Source organism: Neisseria sp. HMSC03D10, assembly GCF_001807625.1.
GTDB classification, from domain to species: domain Bacteria; phylum Pseudomonadota; class Gammaproteobacteria; order Burkholderiales; family Neisseriaceae; genus Neisseria; species Neisseria mucosa.
On the sequence record NZ_KV789608.1, the window covers coordinates 55,019 to 73,680 of the forward strand.

Genomic DNA, 18,662 nt, shown 5'->3' on the forward strand with positions numbered 1-18,662 from the left:
TTATTGTGCAGTTTGGGCTGCTTTTTGTTCGGCTTGGAGGGTTTCGATGGATTTTTGGATGGCATCGCCTTCTGCGCGGACAAGGACGTCGTTTTCAAAATAAACGGTGAGGTTGCTGCGGTCTTTGATGATGCCGTTGCGGCTGGTATTGAAGGTGTAGTCCCAACGGTCGGCATGGAATGCGTCGCGCAGCAGCGGGGTGCCGAGCAGGAGTTGGACTTGGTCGCGGCTCATGCCTGCTTGGAGGGAGACGACGGCGCGGGGATCAAGTTCGTTGCCTTGGATGACTTTGAGTTTGTAGGAGGGGAACAGGGAAACGCGTTCGGCGCTGCATGCGGAAAGTCCGATGAGGGCGGCGAGGGCAAGACAGAGGGGTTTGTTCACGGATATGCCTTTCTGTTCGAATTCGGGTGGAAGGGTATCATTGCTTGAATTTTTTGAAAAAGCAAACGATAATCATCTCTTTGATTATAATTTCAGCCGGCTATCGTTTGTATGCAAACAAAACTTGTGGTTTTATTGCAAACCGCTATGGAGTAATAGTGGGCAAGCGGGCTGAAATTGCGTATTATAACGTCTATTACTTCACAGGGATATTGAATATTATGGAAAAATTCAGCAATATTGCGCAATTGAAAGACAGCGGTTTGAAGGTTACCGGTCCGCGTTTGAAAATCTTGGATTTGTTCGAGTCGCATGCTGAAGAGCATTTGAGTGCCGAAGATGTGTACCGTATTTTGCTGGAAGAGGGTGTGGAAATCGGCGTAGCGACGATTTACCGCGTGTTGACCCAGTTCGAGCAGGCAGGCATTTTGCAGCGCCACCATTTTGAAACCGGCAAGGCGGTTTACGAATTGGACAAAGGCGACCACCACGACCATATCGTCTGCGTGAAATGCGGCGAGGTAACGGAATTCCACAATCCTGAAATCGAAGCCTTGCAAGACAAAATCGCGGAAGAAAACGGCTACCGCATCGTTGACCATGCGCTTTATATGTACGGCGTGTGTGGCGAATGCCAAGCGAAGAGCAAACGCTGATTCCCGTTTTAAAAGATGTTTGATGTTCAGACGACCTCGGATGAGAATTTGGGGTCGTCTGAAATTTTTTGCGGAACATGAACATCATGCTGCTGCAAATCAGAATAATATAGTGGATTAAATTGAAATCAGGACAAGGCGAGGCAATGCCGTACCGGTTTAAAGTGAATCCACTATACCTTAGGATTTTTAATGAGTATCCCCTTGCTTTACCCTAATGATTACACTTTCCCCGACCCGTTTTACGCGCTGGAAGAATGCGACGGTGTGGTCGGTATCAGCCGCGATTTGGACACGGGACGGCTGCTGTCGGCGTATCGGCAGGGGATTTTCCCGTGGTTCAGCGAAGACGGCTGGTTTTTTTGGCATACCATAGATCCGCGCGCCGTCATCGTGCCTGAAAATCTGCATATCGGGCGTTCGTTGGCGAAAACCTTGCGCAACAAACCCTATCGGGTAACGGTCAACCAATGTTTCGAAACCGTCATTGCGCATTGCGCCGCCTTTCCGCGCCCCGGTCAGGACGGCACATGGATTGTTCCCGAATTCCAAGCCGCTTATACCGAGCTGCACCGCTTGGGGCACGCGCATTCGTTTGAATGTTTCTATCCCGATGAAACAGGTCGTCTGAAACTGGCGGGCGGCTTTTACGGCGTACAAATCGGACGGGTGTTTTACGGAGAATCCATGTTCGCCCTTGAGCCGGATGCCTCCAAAATCGCCTTCGCGCGAGCCGTTCCGTTTCTTGCCGGATTGGGCATCGAGTTGATTGACTGTCAGCAAGATACCCTGCATATGCATCGTTTCGGTTCGGAACCGATACCGTTCGCCGAATTTCAGACGACCTTGCAACGCTTGAACGCTTTGCCTTTGAAGGAAGCTTTGTGCGCGAGGGTGGTAGGTGGAACGTTGGAATAGCGGAAAGTGAAATATCCGATTTAGGTATTTTACGTTTCACGATGTAGAGTCGGCTTCGAGTCAGAAGCGAATAGAAAAAGGTCGTCTGAAAACCCAATTTTTGGTTTTTCAGACGACCTTTGGATTATATTAGGCAAGGGCAATACTTGTTTTATAGTGGATTAAAATTGCAATGATACGGCGTTGCCAACGCCCTTATGTACTACCTTGTACACGGCGGACGTTGGCGCCTTGTCTCGTTTTTATTTTAATCCACTATATCTTGCAGCAGGATTTTCGTCAAAACAGTTTTTGCGAGTCCAGCAGCAGGGTAACGGGGCCGTCGTTGCACAGGCTGACCTGCATATGTGTTTGGAAGCAGCCGGTTTGCACGTTCAAACCATGTCCGCGCAATAGTTCTGCGGTATGCAGATAGAGCGTTTGCGCCTGTTCGGCAGGGGCGGCTGCCGAGAAAGACGGACGGCGGCCATTTCGTGCATCGGCATACAATGTGAATTGGGAGACCAGCAGGATTGAGCCGCCGACATCTTTGACGGACAGGTTCAATTTGCCGGCATCGTCTTCGAAAATACGCAGATTAGCGGCTTTGTCGGCAATGTAGCGCGCATCTAATTCGGTATCGTCGTGGGTAACGCCGAGCAATATCATCAATCCGTTATCGATTTCGGCGCAGGTTTCCTTATGATTTCCGTCCAATACATCGACACGGGAACAACTCACTTTTTGAATGACGGCTCGCATAGCGGTTCTTTATCTCTATTTCAAAAGATTGGTTGACGGCGGATTCAGATACACAAGTGTTTCGACAGCAATGCAGGTAGAAAAGGTCGTCTGAAAAACGTTATGGTTTCAGACGACCTTTAGGTGGATTGCATCAATGCCGCAAAAAGAATCCGGCTTAATTTCCTTTACTTATCCGTTATAGGAAGCTTAAAGGTTATTTGGCAGGTTTGATGTCGGCTTTTTGCAAGAGCGCACGCATAGTGTCGTCAATGCGGGCAGTACTCAGGTCGCGGGCTATGTTGCCTTTGATTTCGTTAAAGGCAGGAACTTTGACATCGCGGCGGTCGTCAACGTAAAACACGGCGTAAGAATTACCGTCTTGCAGCGGTTCGGATGTCGCTTCACCTTTTTTCAGGTCTTTGACTGCTGCGTACAGAGGCGGTGCGGCTTCTTGCAAGTCTTTCAGCGGAACATAAGCTTGAGGAATCCCGCCTGCTTTTTTGGCTTCTTCATCAATCGAATATTGTTTCAATACTGCGGCAAAAGCCTTCTTCGCCTTCAAATCGGCAGCAGCTTTTTGTCCGTCGGCTTTAGTTCGGGTAACGATTTCCCCTAGGCGTACTTCCTGACTGCCTTGGTAGAATTTGGCAAATTCATCGTAGGATTTTTTAATTTCTTGTTCGTTGACAGGATTTTTGCGCAATACGTCGATGGCCAGGGCTTGTCCGAGCAGGTCGTCTTCAAATGCCGCCCATTCTGTTTTGAAGGACGGTTTTTTGTCCGCACCTTGTTTCTTCGCATCTGCACGGGCTTGTTCGAGGGCTTTTTTGAATTCCGCACTTTGGTCCAGTTTGCGGCGTCTGGCTTCTTGCGCGATAACCGTGCTGATAACTTGGCGGTTGGCCAGCTCTTGTCGCAGTTGTGGAGAATCCTGGATTTGTTTGTTTTCAGCACGCAAGGCGGCAACTTGTCCGTCAATCACGCTGCTGTCGATGGTTTGTCCGTTGACGGTAACCAAAGTTTGGGCAAACAGGCTGCAGGATAGGGCGGCCATAACCAATGCGGCTGTAAAATGGGTTTTTCTCATAATCTTCTCTTTAATTTGAAACACTACGGATAATTCAATGGAAATATTCGTCGGGCGTTGCCGCCTTAATGCTTAAGGCATGGATGAAACCGCCGGCAAACAGGTCTTGGAGCAGGTTTTGAACCATGCGTTGGCGTTCGATACGTTTCATCCCGGTAAAAGCCTCGCTGACGACGGTTACAGCATAATGCCCCCCGCCTTTATTACCCGCGTGTCCTTTGTGCAAATGGCTGTCGTCTTGAAACTCGAATATCTGAGGATTTAGAGTTTTCAGGCGACCTTCTATTGCTGAACGCATATCCATTATTTAAAAACAGCTTTGTAGGGCTTAATTAAAACTTCCTCATATACGCCCGCAGCGACATAAGGATCTTGTTCCGCCCATTCTTGGGCTTCGTCAAGCGATGCGAATTGGGCGATGATAAGGCTGCCGGAGACGCGTTCGGGATTGTCGGGCAGAGGATTCGGTCCGGCTGTCAAAAGGCGCCCTTCGGCTTGCAGGGCTTCCAAACGTTTCAGATGATCGGGACGTGCAGCCATACGGGCTTCATGTACGTCGTCTGCATCAGTGGCCAAAAGCATATAATATTCCATTGCTTAATTCTCCTTTGGTAAATGTTTGCCCAAATAAATACCTTGAGCGATAAAGAAAGCGAACATCAGTCCGGTCGAACCGAACATTTTGTAATTCACCCAATGACTTTCAAAATGAGTGAATACAAACCAGTTGGCTATGCCCATAAATACGAGAAACGCTATCCAAGCATAGGTCAGATTATTCCAGACGGTATCGGACAATTCGAGTTCCTTGCCCATTGTAGCCTTAAGTCCGTTTTTTCCGGCAAGGTGGCTGAAAAGTAAGACCAGTGCGCCTATCCAAAACAATACGGTCGGTTTCCACATGATGAATCGCGGATCTTTCAGCAGGATGGTCGCCCCGCCGAATACCACGATTAAAACCAATCCGACCCACTGCATCGTATCCAGCTTTTTAAATTTCCAATAGGTAAAGGCTGCCTGCAAAACACCGACTACCAAAGCTACGGCTGTCGCGGCAATCATGTCTTTCGTAACCGTATAAGTCAGAAAAAACAAAATTACCGCCAATAAATCACTCAGAATTTTCATATATAAAAAACAAAAATGAGGAAACCAAACAATCAAACGGCAATCATACAGGCAGCTGCGGTTTTTTGCATTACCGCAAATCTGAAACTTTGGTTTGTTTGATATGCCGACAGTTTGTTGTAGGGTTTTAAAAATGCAAACGGAATGATAAAATAAGTTCCCGATAGATTTGCAAAAAAGAAACACACCGATGCAAACAGTAACGGTTTATGACATTTTTGATAACATAAATGACAGTGTTACTTGGCAGATTAGGGACTTAGACTATATCATAACGTAATATATCGTAATAGACGGTTAAGTACTCGGCAGTACTGCAGGATTCATTTCATAGGGGACAAGTTTTGAAAAAACATTACAAAATCAAACTTATCGCAGCCTCCGTTGCCTTGGTGGTTTCGGTGGGTGCAAACGCAGGATTGGGCGGTTTAAATGTTCAATCGCATTTGGGTGAGCCGTTTTCCGGCAACATCACCGTAACTGGAGAAGAAGCACAGGCATTGTTTAACGGCGGCAAAGCTTCCGTATCCAATGCCAACCTCAGAACCAGCGTCCACAGAGCGGGCGATCGTGCCGTCATCAATATCCGTTCGGCTAAAGCCATCAAAGACCCTGTGCTGATTTTCCAAGTCAGTACCGGCTCTCAATCTCGAGAATATACCGCAATCATCGATCCGGCTGATTACTCGGTCAAGGGCGACAGTACGCCCCGCGTTCGTCAGGAGCCGCCTCCCGCATATGCTTCCCAGCAGATAGACCGTCAAGCCGCGCGCGAACGGATTAACCGTGCGCTGCGTAGTGGAAATGCATCTGCAGATGTTGCGAATAATACGCGTAAAGAAGGAATCGACAATAAAAAAACAAAAAATGTCCAAGTGCAGCCTAAACAGACGCAAAATGCGGCCCCTTCTGTACAGGGCGAGCCGCGCTATGGCAAACGACATTTAGTCAAACAAGGTGAAACCCTAACTGAAATTGCGACCCGTATCCGTCCTCAAGGTATGACGGTCGAGCAGGCAATACAGGCATTGGTAAAAGCCAACCCCGGTGTGTTCATCAATAAAAATGCCGACCATATGTTGGCTGGAAAAGTATTGAATATCCCGACCCAATTCGACATGAAACAGGCAGCCGCCAAACAGGCTGCCGAGAAACCTCTTGTTTCTGACAAACAGCAGCCGCAAACTGCAGCAGCATCTAAGGCATCGTCTGAAAAACCAGAAGCCGCCAAAACTAATGCATCTGCGGAAAATAAGGCAGGTGAAGATAAGGCTGGCGAAGGGGTCAAATCAAATAAAGAAGCCAAGCTTGAACAACAGCCGGCGCAAGCAGCCGCTTCAGCCCCACAGGGTGCAACACAAGAACAAGCTGCTTCATCCGTAGGCACTGAGGAAGTATTACAACCCGGCATCGCAGAACAAACCGCTGCAAGTGAAACGGCAAAATCTACGCAGGAAGCCCAAGTTGAAGAAGCTTTGGCTGCCCAGCAAAATTCCGATACTCAAAACGAAGCAGTAGAAGAGTCGTCTGAAGATGGCGGATTGTGGCGCTGGCTGTTAATCGGCGGCGGTGCGCTGTTGGCATTGTTGCTGTTACTGAAAGCTTTGGGCAAACGAAAAGCAGCTGCTGTCGCGCCTGTCGTACCTGTTCCTTCTGCAGGATATGACGAAGAAGATGACGACATTAGCTTTGCAGAAACCGTGATAGCTGACGAGGCGAAGCCTGAACAGTTTGTTCAAGCGAAAGTTGTTTCTGAAGAAGAGCCTGACGGACTGTCTATCGAGGATGATTTTGACGACGAAGCTTTCTTTGTGCAGCCCAATGCCGCCAAAGAAGCCGCTGAAGATGAGATCAATATTAATATTGACGATATTGACGATAAGCACGTCGGCATCGTATCCAGCGCAGTTACCGTGGATGAGGAAACGGAAAAACGCCGTGATTTGGATTGGGACTCTGTTGAATCGACAGAAAGCGTCTATGAGCCCGAGCCGGAGAATCCGTATCAACCGGTTTCAGTAGTTATAGAAAGCAGACATCAAGAGGAGTCAGTAGAAGAGCCTGATAATACGGCCCATATTCAGCAATTTGATGAGGTTCAATCAAACTTTGACACGTCTTTCCATGACGCTAGTGAAGAAACCAAAGAGGCGGATGCCTCAGTAGGTGAGGAAGAGTATTCTTATACCGAATCCGCCGTTGCGGAAGAAGTTTCTGATTTGGAGTTTGACTACGAAGCCTCCGACGCTTCTAAGGTTCAACAGCAGGAGCAGACTGTTAGCGCAGAAAATGTCAAAGACTTTGAAGAAGCAGAAGAAGGATGGGACTTCTTCTCGGAAAAAAACGAATCCCAGCCTATCGAGCCGCTGCCTGAGTTCACAACATCTGAGCAAACATCGTCTGAAAAATTAAATGGGGACGAGGCTTTAGAGTTTGCTTCCGTTGATACCTCAGCCGATGAAGCCGTAGCCGAAGAGCCTTTTGAAATCAAACAAGATGAAGGCATTACCTTCCAAGAAAGCGACGAAGATTTCGGATTGGCTGATTCCCAAGGTAACGGAGTAGAAGAGACCATCGAATGGGAAAACCTAACAGTTGATGAAGAAGTAAGCAAGTCGGCATTTGACTCAGGCTTTATTTCCGAATCCGTCGGAATGACCGCTCCTTTAGAAGCCAAATACGAATTGGCAAAAATGTATGTCGAAATTGGAGACCCTGGTGCAGCCCGTGAAACTTTGCAAGAGCTGATGGAAGAGGCTACCGGCGATATCTTGGATAAAACCAAAGCCTTGTTGGCAGAGTTAGGCTGATTAATCTGACAATCCCTTTGGGGAAAGAAAAATAAAGATGCCGTTTCTAAAAGCGGCATCTTTTTTATTGCTATACTGTCGGATAAGCAATTTTCGTATGATTTTGTTCGAATATCGAGCCTTCACCGATTATGATGTTTCCTTCTTCAAAGCAGCCCGCAGTTTGCCGTTGGGCATTAATCCTGTCTTATGATGGCAGCCGATTTTACGGCTGGCAAAAACAAGCTGGCGACTTGCCTACTGTTCAGACGACCTTAGAATATGCACTCAGCCAAATTGCGGGTGAAAACATCCGAACCATAGTTGCCGGGCGTACCGACACAGGCGTACACGCCACTGCACAAGTCGTCCATTTCGATACCACAGTAGTCCGTCCCGAGCAGGCATGGGTGCGGGGCGTCAATGCCCATCTTCCCGAAGGTGTGTCTGTATTGTTCGCACAGCAAGTGGCCTCCCATTTTCACGCCCGCTTTGACGCATACGGTAGAAGGTATCGTTACCTTTTAGAATCATCTCCTGTCCGTTCCCCGATATTGCAAGGCAGGGTAGGGTGGACGCATCTCAAGCTCGATCCTGACAAAATGCAGCAGGCGGCCTTATTATTAGAAGGCGAACATGATTTCTCCAGCTTTCGCGCTGCCGAATGCCAAGCAAAATCCCCCATCAAAACCCTATACAGTGCAAAAATCAGCGGTACGCCGCAATTCCTCAAACTGGATTTGCACGGCAATGCCTTTCTGCACCATATGGTGCGTAATATTATGGGCGCATTGGTTTATGTCGGCAGCGGCAGGCTTAGTGTTTCCGGATTTCAAACCTTAATTGGAGAACGCAGCCGCCTCAAAGCCCCGCCGACCTTTATGCCTGACGGATTGTACTTAACCGGCGTGGATTATCCGCCCGAGTTTGGCATCATCCGTCCCGAAATGCCCGAATGGCTGTGAGGTCGTCTGAAATACTGTCAAGCCTTATTTTCCCCTTCAATAAAGAAAGGCCTGGCTATTCCCGCGCCAACAGGAATCCAAGCATTGATTTTTAGAAATATTCAAAAATTACCGTACTCAAGCTTTTATATTTCTTTCGAATCAGGAATGAAGATTTGAAATATCCTGTTTTTATTTTCATACATTTTTATTTTCATACACTATAAAAAATTGTTTGAAATCTGTACGCATTCTTTTCAGACGACCCTTTCTCTTTTCGATAAACCAACCCACAGATAAAGCCTGTACTACGGAGCTGGAATAAGAGCCACCTCAGATCAGGAGATATTTATGCTCGGCAAGCCCTATCAGGGTCAAACAGGCATGAATACCTGAACGATGTTTCCAGTTTCCTCGCTTGCCTGAATTAGCCAAAAAACAACAGCCAGTCCTAAAAAACTACCGTTCGGGAAATCTGTGTTGTAAAAATGCAAACAATAGGAAAATCGGTATTACCATATGATTTATAAAGGAAATATTTAGAATCTTATGTTGTTGACAGGGTGGTGTGGCGTAAGGGGGGAAGAAGGGGAAGTGAATAAAGTTTGTTTTTTTAGAAAGGAACAATTATAGTGAGAGTCATGGAATCGCTGATTCCAGCGATAATGTAAAGCCTAAGCGGACTCTGTCCGGGTCTGCTTAAGTTATTTCTTCACGATAGAAAAAGGAATACAGCAATGAAAAAATCTCTGATTGCTCTGACTTTGGCAGCTTTGCCTGTTGCAGCTATGGCTGACGTTACCTTGTACGGTCAAGTTAAAGCCGGTGTTGACATTTCCCGAGTTAAAGAAAAAACTACAGTTAACGGTGTAACTACCAAGGATACAACCAAAACTGCTACTGAAATTGCTGACTACGGTTCACGCATCGGTTTCAAAGGCCATGAGCACCTGAGCAATAACCTGAACGCTATTTGGCAAGTAGAGCAAAATACTTCTGTTGCCGGTACTGACAAAGGTTGGGGAACTCGCGAGTCCTTCATCGGTTTGGAAGGCGGCTTCGGTAAAATCCGTGCAGGTAAACTCAATACTCCTCTGAAAGACAGCAGCGACAGCATCGATCCTTGGGAAGCCAGCGAGGCAAACTCAGATGTTTTGGCATTAGGCAAATTAGAACGTGTAGAAGATCGTAAAGTGTCTGCACGCTACGATTCACCTGTATTGTCCGGTTTCAGCGCAAGCGTGCAATACCAACCACGTGACAATGCTAATCCTGATGACAAGTATACTCACGATGTGAAAAGCCGTGACTCTTACGGTTTGGGTCTGAACTATGAGAATGCCGGCTTCTTCGGTCGCTATGCTGGTTCTTTTGCTAAACATTCTGTTCTGGACAAAGATTACTTGAATTCGTTCAACAGAAATACTACTTTAGCTGCTGATACTTATAAAGATCACCAAGTACACCGTTTGGTAGCTGGTTACGATGCAAACAATGTATTGGTTTCTGTTGCAGGTCAATACGAAGGTTTCAAAGCTGACAAAGCTAATGCTAAGAAAAACGAACGTACTGAAGTTGCTGTAACTGGTGGCTACCGTATGGGTAACGTAATGCCTCGCGTTTCTTATGCTCACGGCTTCAAAGCTAAAGAAAACGGTGAGAAACAAGCTAACAGCCAATACAACCAAGTTATCGTTGGTGCTGATTACGACTTCTCTAAACGCACTTCTGCCCTGATTTCTGCCGGTTGGTTGAGAGAAGGCAAAGGCGACAACAAATACGAGAAAACTGCTGGTACAGTTGGTCTGCGTCACAAATTCTAATCTGATACGGTTAGTCTAAATAAAGAGCCTGCTTTATGCAGGCTCTTTTTGTCTGTTTGGATAAAATGCGGGATACGTAGTATGTCGATTGCAGGCCGGTTCTCATTTATGTCTGGCAAAAAGCTCCGTCCATGCTGCCATTTTTGCTTCTCTCTGCACGGAAGTAGCTGTTGAAAATATCCTGTTTTATTTTAATCCGTTAAATAAAAGGTCGTCTGAATCCCTGTGTACGTAGGCTTTTCAGACGACCACTTTTTTAGATGGAACTTAATCCGTGGGCAAAGCCCACGTTGCAAACTTTCAGGCGGGCAACCGTAGCGTGGGCTTTACCCGCGAAATATGGCAGGTCAAAACAAGAGGGCTGCAATTTCGCCATTCCCGCGCAGGCGGGAATCTGGAAATTTGAGGTTGCGGCATCCTTGAAATCTTCCCAAAATGCCGAGGCCTGGATTCCCGCCTGCGCGGGAATGACGGTAGCGGAGAGATTTCAGGCCACCTTACCTCAAAAATAATCTGCGGGTAAAGCTCATGCTGCGATGGGCCATCCTCATACAAGCGGGGCGGGAATGGAGAGTCTAGACTAACCTTTTGCAAAAACCGTACTATTTACCGCATTCGTAGGCTTCGATTTCGCCGACTTTCGGTGCGTATCCGCTATCCGTGTTGTGGCGCAAATTCAGCCAAATGTCCACCAATGCCCATGCGGCGGGGGCGGCGATGACGTTTTGTCCCATGCACAATACCTGTGCATCGTAGTTTTCTACCGAGCCGCGCAATGTGATTAAATCATGCGCCGTTGCTGCCCGTATGCCGCGGACTTTATTGGCGGCAATCGCCGTACCGACTCCCGTGCCGCAAATTAAAATAGCGCGGTCGGCTCTCCCTGCCGCTACTTCTTGCGCCGCAGCAAATGAAAGCTGCGGATAGGTGCCATCCGGTGAGGATAAATCGGTTAGGCTGTCAATTCGCGGATCGTTTTGCAAATGCGCCTTGAGCGCGTCTTTTAATGTTGTCCCGTTGGCAGGGGCGGCGATAATCAAACGCATGGCTTACTCCTTGATAGTTGGAGGGTAAGTGTTTTCCTTTGTAAATTTACCGTAATTTATGATATTGCAACAGGGTTTGTTTTTTGTTGGGGGTGTCGGGCAGGAATTTTTGGCTTATGGCTGGAGCAGGGCGGGTTGGTAAACCCGACAAGGCATTGGGGCGAAAAGAATTCGTTGGGTCTTGATTTGCCCCTACGGTATTGCAGCCAAACTTGTCTGAAGGTCATCTGAAATGCCTATCTCTGTCCGTACAGGGAGACGGCAGGTGTCGTATCAAAAAATAAATGAATCCGCCGTATTTGTTTTATCTGTCTTGGTTCCCATCAAGCAAAAAGGTCGTCTGAAAACCGGAAATCCCCATTTTCAGACGACCTTTTCATGCTTCACCCCCTATCAAGCGTCGATATTTTGCGCAATCAGGGCGTTGTTTTCGATGAAGGCGCGGCGCGGTTCGACTTCGTCGCCCATCAGGGTAACGAATACTTCGTCGGCGGCGATGGCGTCTTCGATGCGCACTTTCAACAAACGGCGCACGGCGGGGTCCATCGTGGTTTCCCAAAGCTGCTCGGGGTTCATCTCGCCCAATCCTTTGTATCGCTGGATGGACATGCCTTTTTGGGCGTTTTGGAGCAGGATGTTCAACGCGGTTTCAAAGCTGTCCACATCATATTCGTTCTCGCCTTTGTAAAGCTTGGCGCCCTCGCCGACCAAGCCTTTGAGCGCGGCGGCGGTTTGGGTGAGGGTTTGGTAGGCTTTGCTGTTGAGGAACTTGGGTTCGATGTAGCTGACCATGACGTTGCCGTGCAGCTTACGGGTGATTTTGATGAAGCGGTTGCCTTCGTGTCCTTCGATGCGTTCGAGGGCGACTTCTTTTTCGTCGAGCAAACCGGAAAGTTCGGCAACGGCTTTATCGGCGTTTTCAGACGACGTCAAATCGACGGGCGACGCGTGCAGCATGGCGCGCAGGACGAGTTCGTCCACGAAGCGGCTTTCCTGTTCGATGACGGTTTTCGCCAACAGGAATTGTTTGGCGGTGTCGGCAAGTTCTGCGCCTTCGATGGTGCGGCCGTCTGAAACGATTTTGGCTTTTTCCAAGGCAAGACCGAGCAGCCATTGGTCTTTTTCAAGTTCGTCTTTGAGGTAACGCTCTTGCTTGCCATATTTGGCTTTGTAGAGCGGCGGTTGGGCGATGTAGATGTAGCCGCGTTCGACCAGTTCGGGCATTTGGCGGTAGAAGAAGGTCAGGAGCAGGGTGCGGATGTGCGCACCGTCCACGTCGGCATCGGTCATGATGATGATGCGGTGGTAACGCAGTTTTTCGGGGTTGAACTCTTCTTTGCCGATGCCTGCGCCCAGTGCGGTAATCAGGGTGGCGACCTCTTGGCTGGCGAGCATTTTTTCAAAACGGGCTTTTTCGACGTTCAAGATTTTGCCTTTGAGCGGCAAAATGGCTTGGAATTTACGGTCGCGGCCTTGTTTGGCAGAACCGCCTGCGGAATCGCCCTCGACCAGATAAAGTTCTGACAAGGCGGGGTCTTTTTCTTGGCAGTCGGCGAGTTTGCCGGGCAGTCCCAAGCCGTCCATCACGCCTTTGCGGCGGGTGATTTCGCGGGCTTTGCGGGCGGCTTCGCGCGCACGGGCGGCATCGACGATTTTGCTGGTGATGATTTTGGCTTCGTTCGGATTTTCTTCGAGGAAGTCGGTCAGGGCTTGGTTGATGACTTCATTGACGACGGGGCCGATTTCGCTGGAAACCAGTTTGTCTTTGGTTTGGGACGAGAATTTGGGGTCGGGCAGTTTGACGGACAACACGCAGGTCAAACCTTCGCGCATATCGTCGCCGGCGGTTTCAACTTTGGCTTTTTTGGCGACTTCGTTGGCTTCGATGTAGCTGTTGATGGTGCGCGTCATCACTTGGCGCAATGCGGTCAAATGCGTACCGCCGTCGCGCTGCGGGATGTTGTTGGTGAAGCACTGCACGCTTTCCTGATAGCTGTCGTTCCACTGCATCGCGCATTCGACGCTCATGCCGTCTTTCTCGCCGAACGCGTAGAAGATTTTTTCGTGCAACGGCGTTTTTTTGCGGTTCATGTATTGCACGAACCCAGCCACGCCGCCGGAAAGGGCGAAGCTTTCGTGTTTGCCGTCGCGCTCGTCAATCAATTCGATGTCCACGCCGTTGTTCAGGAAGGAAAGTTCGCGGATGCGTTTGGCGAGGATGTCGAAGCTGTATTCGACGTTGCCGAAGGTTTCCGCGCTGGCGAGGAAGCGCACGGTCGTGCCTTTTTTGTCGGAATCGCCGACAACCCTTAACGGCTCTTCGGTTTCGCCGCGCACGAAGCGGACGAAGTGTTCTTTGCCGTCGCGGTAGATGGTCAGCGTTACCCAGTCGGACAGCGCGTTGACGACGGACACGCCCACGCCGTGCAGGCCGCCGGAGATTTTGTAGCTGTTGTTGTCGAACTTGCCGCCCGCGTGCAATACGGTCATGATGACTTCGGCGGCGGAGCGTCCTTCTTTCGGGTGGATGCCGGTGGGCATACCGCGCCCGTTGTCGGCCACGCTGACGGAATTGTCGGCATGGATGGTTACGGTGATTTTGTCGCAATGTCCCGCCAGTGCTTCGTCGATGGCGTTGTCCAATACTTCGAACACCATGTGGTGCAGGCCGCTGCCGTCCTGCGTGTCGCCGATATACATACCGGGGCGTTTGCGTACCGCTTCCAAGCCTTCCAGCACTTGTATGCTGTCGGCGCCGTATTCTTCGTGTTTTTGGTCAGTCATGGTCTTTATCTGTAAGATTTTTTAAAAGAATTTCTGCTGAGGTCGTCTGAACGACAGTTGGGCGCGCCACCCGGACGGTCAAGCTGTCCGACGGACGGAAATAGACCGTTATTATACCTGATTTTGCTGGAAAATTCAGCGTTTCGGGTGGGCGGAAAGGTCGTCTGAAACCTGTTCGTACTCGGTTTCAGACGACCTTTTTCATATTTTTTCCGTTTTCAACATTCCACAACGCGGACAGATACGGGGACGGCTTTTTTCTGGAGGGTGATGGCGAGTCCGGCAAGCGAGGTTTCTTTGTAGGTGGACTTCATGTCGCGCCCTGTTTGCAGCATGGTTTGGATGACTTCGTCGAGCGAGACTTTTTTGTCCGTGCCGTCTTCCAGCAGGGCGAGGGTGCCGAGTTTGAGGGCTTTTTCGGCGGCGATGCCGTTGCGTTCGATGCAGGGAATTTGCACCAATCCGCCGACGGGATCGCAGGTCAGGCCCAAATGGTGTTCCATCGCCATTTCGGCGGCGTTTTCCACTTGTTTGGGCGTGCCGCCGATGACTTCGGCGTATGCGCCCGCCGCCATGGAGCAGGCGACGCCGACTTCGCCTTGGCAGCCGACGTCCGCGCCGGAGATAGAGGCGTTGGTTTTGTAGAGGATGCCGATGGCGCCTGCGGTGAGCAGGAAGTTTTCGACGCGCTCTTGCGTGGCGTGCGGGTTGAACTTGCGGAAGTAGTGCAGGACGGCGGGGATGATGCCGGCGGCGCCGTTGGTCGGGGCGGTCACGACGCGTCCGCCGGCGGCGTTTTCTTCGTTGACTGCCATGGCGTAAACCATGGGCCAAAGCTGGGTGTTGACGATTTCGGTTTCGCGCAGGGCTTTGAGTTTGGCGGCAAGCTGCGGGGCGCGGCGGCGGACGTTCAAGCCGCCGGGCAGTTCGCCGTCTGCTGCCAATCCGCGTTTGATGCAGCCTTCCATAACGTCAGCAACGCCGGCAACGCGGCGGCGGATTTCGGCTTCGCTGCAACCGGCAAGCGCGGCTTCGTTTGCCAATACGGCTTCGGAAATGTCGAGCTGGTTCATGCGGCATTGGGCGAGCAGTTCGGCGCAGCTGGTGTAAGGGTAGGGGACTGGGCGCGTTTGTTCGGCTTGTTTGTCAAACTCTTGATCGGTAACGATAAAGCCGCCGCCGACGGAGTAGTAAATTTGTTCTTTGAGTTTGCCGCCGTCTTTGCCGTAGGCGGTGAAATTCAGTCCGTTCGGGTGTTTGGGCAACACTTGGTCACCGCGTATGTTCAGGTCGCGGTCGGGGGTGAAGCGGATTTCGCGTCCGTTGAGGCGGAGGATGTGTTGCGTGCGGATGCGTTCGAGACGGTCGGGGATGTCGGCAAGGGGGATGTCGTGCGGTAGGCTGCCTTCCAAGCCGAGCAGGAGGGCGTCGAATGTGCCGTGTCCGCGCCCTGTCAGTGCCAACGAGCCGTAAATGTCGATGACGATGCGCTCGGTTTGCGCGTCCAGTCCTGATTGTTTGAGGTCGTCTGAAAAGGCGGCGGCGGCTTTCATGGGGCCGACGGTGTGGGAGCTGGAGGGGCCGATGCCGATTTTGAAAATGTCGAAAATGCTGATCATGATGTTTTCCGTTGATTTTATTGAATTACTTTTTCCGTTTCGCCCGCGGATGCCCCTCGTCGTAAACCTTGGCCAGATGGTCGAAATCCAGCTTGGTGTAAATCTGCGTGGTCGAGAGGTTGCTGTGTCCCAACAGTTCTTGCACGGCGCGGATGTCGCGCGAGGATTGCAAAAGGTGGCTAGCGTAGCTGTGGCGCATCATGTGCGGGGAAATGTGTTGCCCGCTGCCCTGCTGCACCGCCCATGCCTGAAGGCGTTTTTGGATTTGCCGCTGTCCGAGCCGCGTGCCGTTTTTGCCGGTAAAGAGCGCGGCTTCGCCGTCTGCCGCTACGCGTTCGGACAGATAGGCGCGCAAGGCTTCGACGCTTTTGCCCGACAACGGGACTTGCCGCTCTTTCCTGCCTTTGCCGGTTACGCTCACCCAGCCTTCGTCCAGCAACACATCGCCCAAATCCAAGCCGTGTATCTCGCTCAGGCGCAGGCCGCTGCCGTACATCAGTTCAAACAAGGCGTGGTCACGCACTGCCAAACCGTCGTCGGCAGGCGCGCTGTCGAGCATATGGTTCAACTCTTCCTGCGGCAAGGCCTTGGGCAGGCGTTCGGGCAGGCGCGGGGCTTTCAGGTTGAAGGTCGGGTCGTTGTCCATCATGCCCGACTGCACGAGCCAGCCGCAATATTGCCGCCACGCCGACAATTTGCGCGCCAGCGTCCGTTCGCTCAAACCTTGTTGCGACAGCCGTTTCAACGCCGCCACAAAATCGCGCCGCGTCAAATCCCGCGCCGTTTCAGACGACCCTTCCGTTAAAAGCCACGCAAGTTCGGTCAAATCGCGCCCGTAGGCAGACAGCGTGTGTGCCGACTTGCCCTGTTGTCCCAACAATTTCAAATAGCCGTCCAAAGACAGTCCGAAATCGCGCGTCAACATTTTCAGACGACCTCCAACACGGTTTTCAAAGCCTCCGGCAATCGGCAAACCTTTTGACGCGCATAATCGAAACACACCATGCCCGTGTGCGCCCGCGCCAGCACCTTGCCGTCCGCGATGCGCATCAGGCGGAACAGCAGCGCAAACCCGCCCTTGCCGATGTCCTCAACGCCCATTTCCGCCGACAATTCATCGCCGTAAAAACCTTGTGCCAAATATTGCACCGCCGCGTCCGCCATAATCAGCCCCGCGCCGCCCGCGTCCGTTTCACTCCAGCCCAAACCCGCCAACCAACGCATCCGCACTTCGTGGCACAAACGCAAAACGGCATCGTTCGCCAGATGGCCGCCGTAATTCACATCGCCCACCTGCACGCACAAGGTCGTCTGAAACAACACCGCATCCACATCCGCCACTGCAAACTTAGCCATCACACACCTCCCGCCGCCGTTTCAGACGACCCCGAAAACAAACCGTTATTATAAACCATGCCAGAAAAATACCGACCGCACCGTTTGCCCGCCGCAGCCGCTCAAAATCTCATTAATATATAAAACTGATGTAGCCCTGTGTAGTTTTTTAATAAGAAAAACATTATAATTTCCCACATCACCATCCCGCTACCTCACCAAGGAGATTTAAATGGCACTCGTATCCATGCGCCAACTGCTCGACCATGCCGCCGAAAACAGCTACGGCCTGCCCGCATTCAACGTCAACAACCTCGAACAAATGCGCGCCATCATGGAAGCCGCAGACCAAGTCAACGCCCCCGTTATCGTTCAAGCATCCGCCGGCGCGCGCAAATATGCAGGTGCGCCGTTTTTACGCCACCTGATTTTGGCAGCCGTCGAAGAATTCCCGCACATCCCCGTCGTCATGCACCAAGACCACGGCGCATCGCCCGACGTGTGCCAACGCTCCATCCAACTGGGCTTCTCCTCCGTCATGATGGACGGCTCGCTGCTCGAAGACGGCAAAACCCCGTCCACCTACGAATACAACGTCAATGCCACCCGTACCGTCGTTAACTTCTCCCACGCCTGCGGCGTGTCCGTCGAAGGCGAAATCGGCGTCTTGGGCAACCTCGAAACCGGCGAAGCCGGCGAAGAAGACGGCGTAGGCGCGGCAGGCAAGCTCTCGCACGACCAAATGCTCACCAGCGTCGAAGATGCCGTGCGCTTCGTCAAAGACACCGGCGTGGATGCACTCGCCATCGCCGTCGGTACCAGCCACGGCGCATACAAATTCACCCGTCCGCCCACCGGCGACGTATTGCGCATCGACCGCATCAAAGAAATCCACCAAGCCCTGCCCAACACCCACATCGTCATGCACGGCTCCAGCTCCGTTCCCCAAGAATGGCTGAAAGTCATCAACGAATACGGCGGCAAAATCGGCGAAACCTACGGCGTACCCGTAGAAGAAATCGTCGAAGGCATCAAACACGGCGTGCGCAAAGTCAATATCGACACCGACCTGCGCCTCGCCTCCACCGGCGCCATCCGCCGCTTCATGGCAGAAAACCCGTCCGAATTCGACCCGCGCAAATACCTGAGCAAAACCGTCGAAGCCATGAAACAAATCTGTCTCGACCGCTACCTCGCATTCGGTTGCGAAGGTCAGGCAGGCAAAATCAAACCCGTTTCCCTTGAGAAAATGGCAAACCGCTACGCCAAAGGCGAGCTGAACCAAATCATCAAATAAACAACGGGACAATCAAACGGGCGGCCATCCAAGCCGCCCGTTTTGTTTTGAAGGGTGTATGGGTCAAGTGCAAACCCGTACGGCACTGCCCGTCCTGATTTATAGTGGATTAACTTTAAATCAGGACAA

18 protein-coding genes are annotated in these 18,662 nt (G+C 51.0%); 7 read left to right on the forward strand and 11 right to left on the reverse strand.

Annotated features, from left to right (window positions below):
- The gene (locus tag HMPREF3066_RS11085) at positions 1-384 is read right to left on the reverse strand and encodes an outer membrane protein assembly factor BamE (RefSeq protein WP_003757199.1); all 384 of its coding nucleotides are present in this window, start codon (positions 382-384) and stop codon (positions 1-3) included.
- A gap of 158 nt (positions 385-542) precedes the next feature.
- Between HMPREF3066_RS11085 and fur the strand changes: the two genes are divergently transcribed.
- Complete coding sequence (gene fur / locus HMPREF3066_RS11090) at positions 543-1,040, forward strand: ferric iron uptake transcriptional regulator (RefSeq protein ID WP_003766333.1); 498 nt, start codon at positions 543-545, stop codon at positions 1,038-1,040.
- 192 nt (positions 1,041-1,232) lie between these two features.
- Positions 1,233-1,958: a leucyl/phenylalanyl-tRNA--protein transferase gene (gene aat / locus HMPREF3066_RS11095; protein ID WP_003766330.1), complete on the forward strand. Its 726-nt coding sequence runs from the start codon at positions 1,233-1,235 to the stop codon at positions 1,956-1,958.
- A gap of 279 nt (positions 1,959-2,237) precedes the next feature.
- Here the strand turns inward: aat and dtd are convergent, their stop codons facing one another.
- The 5 genes from dtd to HMPREF3066_RS11120 all read right to left on the reverse strand — a co-directional run bounded on the left by dtd (position 2,238) and on the right by HMPREF3066_RS11120 (position 4,896).
- Positions 2,238-2,699 (reverse strand): D-aminoacyl-tRNA deacylase, encoded by a 462-nt coding sequence (dtd, locus tag HMPREF3066_RS11100; RefSeq protein ID WP_070442976.1) that lies wholly within the window; start codon positions 2,697-2,699, stop codon positions 2,238-2,240.
- A 196-nt stretch (positions 2,700-2,895) separates the two neighbouring features.
- The gene (locus HMPREF3066_RS11105) at positions 2,896-3,768 is read right to left on the reverse strand and encodes a peptidyl-prolyl cis-trans isomerase (protein WP_070442980.1); all 873 of its coding nucleotides are present in this window, start codon (positions 3,766-3,768) and stop codon (positions 2,896-2,898) included.
- Between the two features lie 34 nt (positions 3,769-3,802).
- Positions 3,803-4,072 (reverse strand): BolA family protein, encoded by a 270-nt coding sequence (locus tag HMPREF3066_RS11110; protein ID WP_003742784.1) that lies wholly within the window; start codon positions 4,070-4,072, stop codon positions 3,803-3,805.
- The gene (locus tag HMPREF3066_RS11115; protein ID WP_060974705.1) at positions 4,072-4,362 is read right to left on the reverse strand and encodes a YciI family protein; all 291 of its coding nucleotides are present in this window, start codon (positions 4,360-4,362) and stop codon (positions 4,072-4,074) included. Before HMPREF3066_RS11115 ends, HMPREF3066_RS11110 begins: the two co-directional genes overlap by 1 nt.
- A gap of 3 nt (positions 4,363-4,365) precedes the next feature.
- Positions 4,366-4,896 (reverse strand): septation protein A, encoded by a 531-nt coding sequence (locus tag HMPREF3066_RS11120; RefSeq protein ID WP_039406027.1) that lies wholly within the window; start codon positions 4,894-4,896, stop codon positions 4,366-4,368.
- Between the two features lie 344 nt (positions 4,897-5,240).
- Here HMPREF3066_RS11120 and HMPREF3066_RS11125 point away from each other — a divergent pair, with 344 nt between their 5' ends.
- The 4 genes from HMPREF3066_RS11125 (at position 5,241) to HMPREF3066_RS13675 (ending at position 10,858) form a co-directional block, all read left to right on the forward strand.
- Complete coding sequence (locus HMPREF3066_RS11125) at positions 5,241-7,706, forward strand: motility hub landmark protein FimV (RefSeq protein ID WP_070442983.1); 2,466 nt, start codon at positions 5,241-5,243, stop codon at positions 7,704-7,706.
- Between the two features lie 131 nt (positions 7,707-7,837).
- The gene (gene truA, locus HMPREF3066_RS11130) at positions 7,838-8,650 is read left to right on the forward strand and encodes a tRNA pseudouridine(38-40) synthase TruA (protein WP_070442986.1); all 813 of its coding nucleotides are present in this window, start codon (positions 7,838-7,840) and stop codon (positions 8,648-8,650) included.
- A gap of 716 nt (positions 8,651-9,366) precedes the next feature.
- Positions 9,367-10,452 (forward strand): trimeric porin PorB, encoded by a 1,086-nt coding sequence (gene porB / locus HMPREF3066_RS11135; protein WP_049228823.1) that lies wholly within the window; start codon positions 9,367-9,369, stop codon positions 10,450-10,452.
- A gap of 274 nt (positions 10,453-10,726) precedes the next feature.
- Positions 10,727-10,858, forward strand: a complete 132-nt coding sequence (locus tag HMPREF3066_RS13675) for a hypothetical protein (protein WP_321178944.1) — start codon at positions 10,727-10,729, stop codon at positions 10,856-10,858.
- 196 nt (positions 10,859-11,054) lie between these two features.
- Here the strand turns inward: HMPREF3066_RS13675 and HMPREF3066_RS11145 are convergent, their stop codons facing one another.
- The 5 genes from HMPREF3066_RS11145 to HMPREF3066_RS11165 all read right to left on the reverse strand — a co-directional run bounded on the left by HMPREF3066_RS11145 (position 11,055) and on the right by HMPREF3066_RS11165 (position 17,257).
- Complete coding sequence (locus HMPREF3066_RS11145) at positions 11,055-11,498, reverse strand: RpiB/LacA/LacB family sugar-phosphate isomerase (RefSeq protein ID WP_070442991.1); 444 nt, start codon at positions 11,496-11,498, stop codon at positions 11,055-11,057.
- Between the two features lie 393 nt (positions 11,499-11,891).
- A complete protein-coding gene (gene gyrB / locus HMPREF3066_RS11150) occupies positions 11,892-14,282 on the reverse strand; it encodes a DNA topoisomerase (ATP-hydrolyzing) subunit B (RefSeq protein ID WP_070442994.1) in 2,391 nt (796 codons plus the stop codon).
- Between the two features lie 218 nt (positions 14,283-14,500).
- Positions 14,501-15,901: an L-serine ammonia-lyase gene (locus HMPREF3066_RS11155; protein WP_070442997.1), complete on the reverse strand. Its 1,401-nt coding sequence runs from the start codon at positions 15,899-15,901 to the stop codon at positions 14,501-14,503.
- 25 nt (positions 15,902-15,926) lie between these two features.
- Positions 15,927-16,826, reverse strand: coding sequence for a tyrosine recombinase XerC (locus HMPREF3066_RS11160; RefSeq protein WP_070442999.1), 900 nt, complete (start codon positions 16,824-16,826; stop codon positions 15,927-15,929).
- Between the two features lie 2 nt (positions 16,827-16,828).
- Entirely contained in the window at positions 16,829-17,257 is a 429-nt protein-coding gene (locus HMPREF3066_RS11165) for an acyl-CoA thioesterase (protein ID WP_070443001.1), read from the reverse strand.
- A gap of 211 nt (positions 17,258-17,468) precedes the next feature.
- Between HMPREF3066_RS11165 and fba the strand changes: the two genes are divergently transcribed.
- Entirely contained in the window at positions 17,469-18,533 is a 1,065-nt protein-coding gene (fba, locus tag HMPREF3066_RS11170) for a class II fructose-bisphosphate aldolase (protein ID WP_003761919.1), read from the forward strand.
- Positions 18,534-18,662 lie beyond the last annotated feature (129 nt).